A 7,929-nucleotide genomic window follows, 5' to 3' on the forward strand; every position below is an offset into this window, starting at 1 on the left:
CGACAGGAGAGCCCTCTACTTAAGTCAAGTGCCGGTGAGCCGGTAGCCTTATCTTCCTTGTAACAAAATGACTTACGAGCAGCAGCCCCCGTCATGTGCTTGCTCGTACTGAATCGCAAATCCGGACATCGACGTGCTCGCCTTTCGAAGACTCCTTCTCTTCCTGATCCTGTCAACGGGAGCCGCAGGATTCGGGTGCGGCCCGGAAGGGACTCCTGATCCTGCGAAACTGTACCAGTCTAGAACGCCGACCGATAGTCTTGGCACCGGTCGATTCTTCCTCGGTCGTGAAATTCCGAGAGTGCGTTCACACGCGGAGGTCGCGGAGTGGCTCAACCGACCGGGTCGTGACCAGGCCGAGTTCCCCGATCGCCTCGTGGCCGCGCTGGACCTGCGACCCGCCGACGTGGTGGCCGACATCGGCGCAGGGACAGGGTTTTACTCTTTCAGGATTGCTCAGCTCGTGCCGCATGGCAGGGTCCTCGCCACCGACATACAGCCTGAAATGCTCGACGAGCTTCGTCGCCGGGCGGTTGAGGAGGAAATCAGAAACGTGGAGGTTGTTCAAGGGGAGGAAGACGATCCGAATCTTCCGGTCAACTCGATCGACCTCGCTCTCATCGTCGGGTCATATCATGAATTCTTCTATCCATACGAGATGATGACCAGGGTCGTGGAATCGCTGGTACCCGGCGGTCGTGTGGTGCTCGTCGAGTATCGAGGGGAAGACGAGACCCTGCCCGTTGCCCCGATTCATCGCCTGACGGAGGAGCAAGCTCGCCAGGAAATGGAGTTCGCGGGCCTGCGATGGGTTCGAACAAAACGCGAACTGCCGCAGCAACATGTGCTGATTTTCGAGAAGCCGAGCTTATGACCGCGACTCTCCGGCACTAATGCCGACCTGCGTGCTTTTTTGAGGGAATAGGGGCTTTTGTTCCGAATTCGTGCGCCGATACTGAGACCAGATTGATCATGTTCTGACGGTCCGGCACGCCAGTTGGCAGACGCTTCACGCTTTGGCGCGAAGTCCGACAAATGACGCCTGCCGCCGTCTCCAACACCCATCCCAAAGTGCGATGCAGCAGCAGCCGGATAGAGAGCAGATTAGTGGAGCCGTTTCGGCAGCCGAACTTCGAGAACGAATTGTTCAGCTGGAGCGAGAAGTAGCGGAGCTTCGCAAGTCGAGAGATGAAGCTGAGCAGCTCAGCAACATGAAGTCGGCTGTTCTCACGAATCTTTCCCACGAGATTCGCACGCCACTGGCGGCGATTGTTGGCTTCGCGTCGATCCTCCAGGAAGAGCTCACAGATCGGCATCAGAAATTCCTGGACTTCATCGAGCGCAGCGGCAAGCGGCTGATGGACGCCCTGAACTCGATCCTCAACCTGTCAATGTTGGAGGAAGGGAACTACAGACTGCGATCCGAGGTGGTGGACGTCGTTCAACAGATCGAGGAAGAGATCTCCGGACTCAAGCGAACGGCTTCGGACAAACACCTTGAACTTCGAGTCCGGTACGCGACAGACGTGATTATGGCGACGATCGATCGTACAGCCCTCGATCGCGTCGTGCACAATTTGCTCGAGAACGCAATTCGATTCACCGACACGGGTTCGGTGGAAATGGATGTGGTACCGACCGGGACTTCGCTCGAGCTGAGAATCACGGATACGGGACATGGCGTGCGGCCAGAGTTCCAACCGCTGATGTTTGACGCATTTGCGCAGGAGGCAGACTCTGCCCACAGTTACGAAGGCGTCGGGCTGGGCCTGACCATAACGAAGCGGCTCGTAGACCTCATGGGAGGGACTATCGAGGTCGCAAGCGCCATCGGGAAAGGAAGCACGTTCACTGTGATGATCCCCGATGCCATTCAGTCGCCGACCGCAGCCGATACGGTAATCGGGAATTCCGAGGCTGAGGTCGTAGAGTCCGATGTAACGGATGCGGTTGCTGATCGTCGGGTGCCGAAAGTCACCACCCCCGACGTCACATCCGACGAGTCCGTCGCGAAGCCGAGCGTCATGGCGGTCGAGGACAACCCCGACATGCTCATACTGCTGCAGCACCTTCTGAGCAGCCGCTGCGAGGTGTCGACGGCAAGCAACGGCCGGACCGCACTCGAACTCGCGCGCGCGAACAACTTCGACGCCATCCTGATGGACATCAATCTCGGCGAAGACGAGACGGGTGTCGACGTCATGCTCAAGATTCGAGAAATCGCCGGCTACCGCGAGACACCGATTGTGGCAGTGACGGCATATGCTCTTCCGGGTGACCGCGAGCGATTCCTGCAGGCTGGATTCGACGGGTATATCGGCAAGCCCTTCACGAAGCAACAGCTGTTCCGCATGATGGACCAGGTGCTCGCGAAATCGTCGGCCTGATCACGCGGACATGATGTATCCGCGCGCCAGCATCGTATAATCTTTCACCTGACGCTCGATCCACTTCTCGTCACGCCCGAGTTCCGCCGCCATGGTGCGGGCTACGAACGGGGCCGCGTCAATGCTCGCACGCGCATCGAGAAGCAGCGCACGCAACCGGCGTGACAGCACGTCGTCTACCGTTCGCGCCATCTCGTACCGGGTAGCATATACGACCTCACCACGTAGATATGGAAGTCGTTCGTGGAGCGGCTCCATCCATTCGGTTTTCTCCCTGCAAACCTGATCGACAACGGTGGCGTCCGAGCCGTAGACGGCGAACCTCGATTCGTCGTCGGGTTGTTCCACCCATCCATGCAGGCGCATCTCGCGCGTCACACAGAGTCGATCCTCCAGATGCGCAATGACGGCCGCGCGATCGACCGTTTCCTCCGCCATCCGGCGATACGTCGTCCACTTTCCACCTGTGATGGTAACGAGCCCCGAACGTGAAATGTGTACCGTGTGGTCGCGCGATATCTCAGCCGTACCCTCATCCTTCGACTGGCGCACAAGCGGTCTGAGTCCGGCGAACATCGACAATACATCTTTCGGACCAGGATCCCGGGTCAGGTATCTGGCTGCATGGTGAAGTACGAACTCAAGCTCCTCCTGCAGCGGTCGTGGTTCGAGCGACGGCTCATCGACCGGAGTGTCCGTCGTCCCTATAACGACACGGCCGTGCCAGGGGATCGCAAAAAGTACTCGTCCGTCATCGGTCTCCGGGACCATGATTGCAGACTCACCCGGCATGAAGGATGAATCGACGACAATATGGATACCCTGGCTCGCCTGTACCATGGGTGAGGCAGTCGGATCATCCATCGTCCGAACGGTGTCCGTGAACACGCCTGTGGCGTTGATCACCACGCGCGCGTGGATTCGTTGCTCGACACCGGTCTCTTCGTCGACAACAATGGCGCCGTCCACCAGATCGTTCGAATGTGTGAGGCCGGAGACGCGCATGTGGTTGACGACGGTCGCACCGAGATCCGCAGCTGTCGCAGCCAGGTTGATCGCCAATCGCGCGTCGTCGAATTGGCCGTCGTAGTAGATCACTCCACCTCGCAACCCGTCCGGCTCAATCGTCGGAAGACGCTCCAGTGTTTCCTCTCGGCTAAGATTGTGCGACGTCCCGAAGCCCTCCCGTCCTGCGAGCAGATCGTACAGCCGAAGGCCGATTCCGTAGAACGGTCCTTCCCACCAGTCATACACCGGAACCACAAAGGGGAGATCGCGGACCAGGTGTGGTGCATTGCGCAAGAGTCGGCCGCGTTCCTTCAGCGCTTCCAGAACCAGCGTCACGTTGCCCTGCCGCAGGTAGCGCACGCCGCCGTGCACGAGTTTCGTGGACCGCCCCGATGTGCCCTTAGCGAAATCCGACATCTCCACCAGGAGAGTCCGATAACCCCTCGACGCCGCCTCGACAGCCACGCCCAGGCCTGTGGCTCCACCACCGACTACGAGCACATCCCAGCCGGCGTCCGTGGACATGATCCGCTCGATCATCTCATCCCGATTCATCATGATCCTGGTTTCTCCTGGTTTGCCCACCCTCTCGAGCGGTCCACTGCATTGTGCCACCTTGCCATTCTTTCGGACGCTTCGCTTACTGTGATACGCGGCTCATAAACACGATCGACGCTCCAGATGTCGTCGATTTCGTCAATCGAGTCCCAGTAACCGATGCCAAGTCCGGCAAGATAGGCTGCCCCGAGAGCGGTCGTCTCGGCGACCGTGGGCCTGACGATCGTCACCTGCGAGAGATCTGCCTGCATCTGCATCAGGAGGTCGTTTTGAGAAGCGCCCCCGTCAACCCGAAGCTCCGCGACAGAACTCGCGGATCCGGAATCCGCGTCCATGGCGGCCATCAGGTCGGCCGATTGGAAGGCAATCGACTCCAGCGCCGCCCGGGCGAGATGTGCGGAGGTTGTTCCTCGAGTCAAACCGGTGATGGTCCCGCGTGCATACGGATCCCAGTGCGGCGCTCCGAGGCCCGTGAAGGCGGGCACGAGGTATGTGTCGTTGCTGTCTTCCACGCTGGCCGCCAGCGTCTCCACGTCTGACGCCGTGTCGATGATTCCCAGCCCGTCCCGTAGCCATTGAACCACCGCACCCCCGACAAACACGCTTCCCTCAAGGGCGAATTCTGCGGCGTCGTCAATACGCCATGCGGCTGTCGACAGGAGGTTGTTTCGAGAGGCAACAACCTCGCTCCCGGTATTCTTCAGCATGAAACAGCCGGTGCCGTAGGTGTTCTTCATCATGCCGGTCCGGTGGCACGCCTGACCGAACAGCGCGGCCTGCTGGTCGCCCGCGATTCCGGCGATTGGAACCGACGCCGCTATGGAGGGCGTTCTTGATTCCGCGACGACGCCGCTCGACGATACAATCTGTGGCAGGATGCTTTCGGGGATCTTCAGCGCCGCCAACAGGTCCACATCCCACGTCCCCGACCGAAGATCCATCAACAGGGTGCGGGAAGCATTGGACACGTCGGTGATGTGCTTCTCACCGTTCGTCAGATTCCATATGAGCCACGAATCGATCGTGCCAAAGGCGAGTCTGCCCCTGTCTGCCAGTTCCCGCGCTCCGTCAACATGTTCGAGGAGCCACATGATCTTCGTGCCCGAGAAGTACGGGTCCAGACGAAGGCCGGTGCGATCGCGAAACATGGCCTCGAGCCCGTCCGCTTTCAGGCGATCGCAGATGTCTGCGGTGCGCCGATCCTGCCAGACAATGGCGTTGTGAATCGGTGCACCGGTCTTGCGGTCCCAGACGACCGTCGTCTCACGCTGATTCGTGATCCCGACAGCTGCCACATCACTCCACGCGATGCCTGCCTTTCGGATCGTGTCGTTGGCCACCGCCTCCTGGGATGCCCAGATCTCCGTGGCATCATGCTCAACCCAGCCGGGACGGGGAAAAATCTGTTCGAACTCCCTCTGCGCAAAGGCTGTCGGAGTCCCGCGATGATTGTACAGAACCGCGCGCGAACTCGTCGTCCCCTGATCCAGGGCCATGATAAACGACATAGACTCAGCCATATTGGCCCGTGTTCGAGATTATGGAATGGAGAATAAGCACATTGGACGCTGGACGGTGACTTTTACAGACAGTCTTCCGGTGATTCGCATCGCTCGAACTCGATTTCCAGGGTCGAATGCGAAATACCGAAGCGCGATTCAAGCATCAATTTGATGTCTGTTCTGATCCGATCCATTTGCGGCGCTACCTCCTCGTCTATGACAACATGTGCCTCCAGAGCCGCCTGATGTTCGTCCATGCTCCACACGTGTACATGGTGCACGTCACGAACGAGCGCAATGCCCTCCATTTCGGCGACAACAGATTCGACATCAACATCCGGTGGAACGCTGTTCATCAGGATGTTGGTCGTGTCCCGCAGGAGGTGATAGACCTGATATAGTATGAATGCCGAGATAGCGATGGTCAGCAGGGGATCGATGAGCACAATATCGTAGGCCCACACCAGCACGCCGGCGATCACCACGCCGACGGACGAAATCGCGTCAGTCACGATATGCAAGTAGGCGGAGCGCACATTGACGCTGTCTCTGGCGTCGCGGTGCAGCAGCAGGGCGGTGGCAATGTTGGCCGCAAGTCCCACCGATGCAACGGCGAACATCAGTCCGCCCCGGATGGGCTGAGGGTCCGCTGCACGCTCAACCGCCTCCTTGATCAAGAAGAGAGAAATGAGGGCCAGAACAACCAGATTGAAAAACGCTGCGATGACCTCTATACGTTTGTACCCAAATGTTTTAGAAAGATTTGCTCCCTTTTTACTGTAGGTAATTGCGAAGTAGCTGGTCCCCAGTGAAGCGGTATCGCCGAAGTTGTGGAGAGCGTCCGACAGTAGCGCGATACTACCGGAAAGCAGTCCGCCGATCACCTCGGCGATTGTAATGAGGAGATTCAACGCAACTGCTGCCAGCAGTCGTCGCTGCCGGTGCGGCGTGTCGCTCTCATCGTGTTGGCCGGACCTGTGCATCGAAGGTATTCTGTTACGTATTTTCCGCTCCGGCCGATCAATCTAAGCGGATGTTTGATCGACACCCATGTGGCCGACGGACATCGTTCCTTGCGAGCCGTCTCGCGAATCCGCATTCGGCTCCGGAAGGACTCCCGAAAACCAATGTAGCAAGCACCGTGCATTACGACGAAGTTCTGATCCTGTCATTCGCGTTGCGTCTCATCGCAGCAGGCTGGGCCGTTCGGCTCCTGTTGCGACAGGGTGACTGGCGTCTGGGATTCCTTGCCGGGACGATACTTCTCATGGCGGCACGGCCCGCGTTGACGTACACGTTGCACACGCATCCGCACACCTTCCAGATACCCGAACTGTTCGGTCTTGCGGTGAGCGTACTCGTATTTCCGGCCGTCTTTTTCGTTGATCGTATGTTGCGCCGGCATCGGGATGCGGTCGCTCAGCTGGGCTTGAGCCAGGAACACTATCGCGGACTCGTGGAAGACCAGGAGGAGCTCGTCTGTCAGTTCGATCCGGATGGTACGCTCACCTTCGTCAATCGAGCCTACGCCGAGTACTTTCATTCGAACGTGGATGATCTGACCGGCTCGAACTTTCTTGACCTGGTTCCGGAGTCCTCGCGTTCCGACGTCGTTCGGCACCTCCGAAGCTTCAGCACCGAGAAGCGGATGGCCACAGTCGTGCATCAGGTACTCGCGCCCGAAGGCCAAACGCGCTGGCAGGAATGGAAGGATCACGCGTACTTCGACGATGAGGGCCGGATCATACGATACCAGTCCATCGGTCGAGATATAACCGACCGCAAGCTGGCCGAGGATCTGCTCCGCCAGAGCGAAGAGCTCAATCGCCGCATTGTCGAGGCAATCCCTGGCGGGATCGTTCATGTGGGTCGCGACGGTCAGATCCTCAGCGCCAACACCGAAGCCCAGAGGATACTCGGGATCAATTCGGATCAGATTGCCCGGGCGACGATCATGGACCTCGAGCCGTGGACGGTATATGAGAACGGGGTGACGTGCCCGAGAGAGGAGTTTCCGGCGGCGCGGTGTCTGGCAACTGCCGAACCCCAGAAACCCGTCACGTTGGGTACGCTTCGCCCGAGCGGTGAGATATCGTGGGCGATCTTTACGGCGGTTCCTGTTCTCGCCCCCGAGACCGGCGAACTGGACGGAGCGATACTCACTTTTCTTGATATTACGGGTCGCCGGCTTGCCGAAGATGCGCTCCGAAATAGCGAAGCGAACCATCGCGCAATGGTTCGGGCCGTGCCGGACCCCATGTTCCGTGTCTCAAAGGACGGGCTGTTCGTCGATTTCATCCCGGCCGACGGTTTTGAGCTCATTACGGGCCCGGAGAAATTTCTTGGACGTTCTCTGGAGCAAGTGCTGCCACAGCATATTGGCGAGAGGGCGCGCAAGACGATTTCGGACGCTTTGCGAACAAACGATGTGCGGAGTTTCGAATATGAGGCGGAGCTCAACGGACGCTTTCGAC

Annotated in this window: 6 protein-coding genes; 3 read left to right on the forward strand and 3 right to left on the reverse strand. The window is 58.9% G+C overall.

Features of this window, described 5'->3' with window-relative positions; all coding sequences use genetic code 11:
- Positions 1 to 133 precede the first annotated feature (133 nt).
- Both HKN37_13310 and HKN37_13315 read left to right on the forward strand, forming a co-directional pair.
- On the forward strand, positions 134 to 874 hold the full coding sequence (locus HKN37_13310; GenBank protein NNE47626.1) for a methyltransferase domain-containing protein: 741 nt from the start codon (positions 134 to 136) through the stop codon (positions 872 to 874).
- 202 nt (positions 875 to 1,076) lie between these two features.
- Positions 1,077 to 2,387: a response regulator gene (locus HKN37_13315; protein ID NNE47627.1), complete on the forward strand. Its 1,311-nt coding sequence runs from the start codon at positions 1,077 to 1,079 to the stop codon at positions 2,385 to 2,387.
- On the opposite strand, the gene HKN37_13320 is transcribed toward HKN37_13315, so the two are convergent.
- From HKN37_13320 to HKN37_13330, 3 genes are all read right to left on the reverse strand, one after another.
- Positions 2,388 to 3,950, reverse strand: coding sequence for a glycerol-3-phosphate dehydrogenase/oxidase (locus tag HKN37_13320; protein ID NNE47628.1), 1,563 nt, complete (start codon positions 3,948 to 3,950; stop codon positions 2,388 to 2,390).
- Positions 3,950 to 5,461 carry a glycerol kinase GlpK gene (glpK, locus tag HKN37_13325; protein NNE47629.1) on the reverse strand — a complete coding sequence of 504 codons (1,512 nt, stop codon included), beginning with the start codon at positions 5,459 to 5,461 and terminating at the stop codon, positions 3,950 to 3,952. Before glpK ends, HKN37_13320 begins: the two co-directional genes overlap by 1 nt.
- 74 nt (positions 5,462 to 5,535) lie before the next feature.
- Positions 5,536 to 6,438: a cation transporter gene (locus tag HKN37_13330; protein NNE47630.1), complete on the reverse strand. Its 903-nt coding sequence runs from the start codon at positions 6,436 to 6,438 to the stop codon at positions 5,536 to 5,538.
- Positions 6,439 to 6,596: 158 nt separating this feature from the next.
- On the opposite strand from HKN37_13330, the gene HKN37_13335 reads away from it, so the two are divergent.
- The coding region (locus tag HKN37_13335; protein NNE47631.1) for a PAS domain-containing protein at positions 6,597 to 7,929 on the forward strand (1,333 nt) is incomplete at its 3' end.

It is taken from the genome of Rhodothermales bacterium, from assembly GCA_013002345.1.
Lineage (GTDB): Bacteria > Bacteroidota > Rhodothermia > Rhodothermales > JABDKH01 > JABDKH01.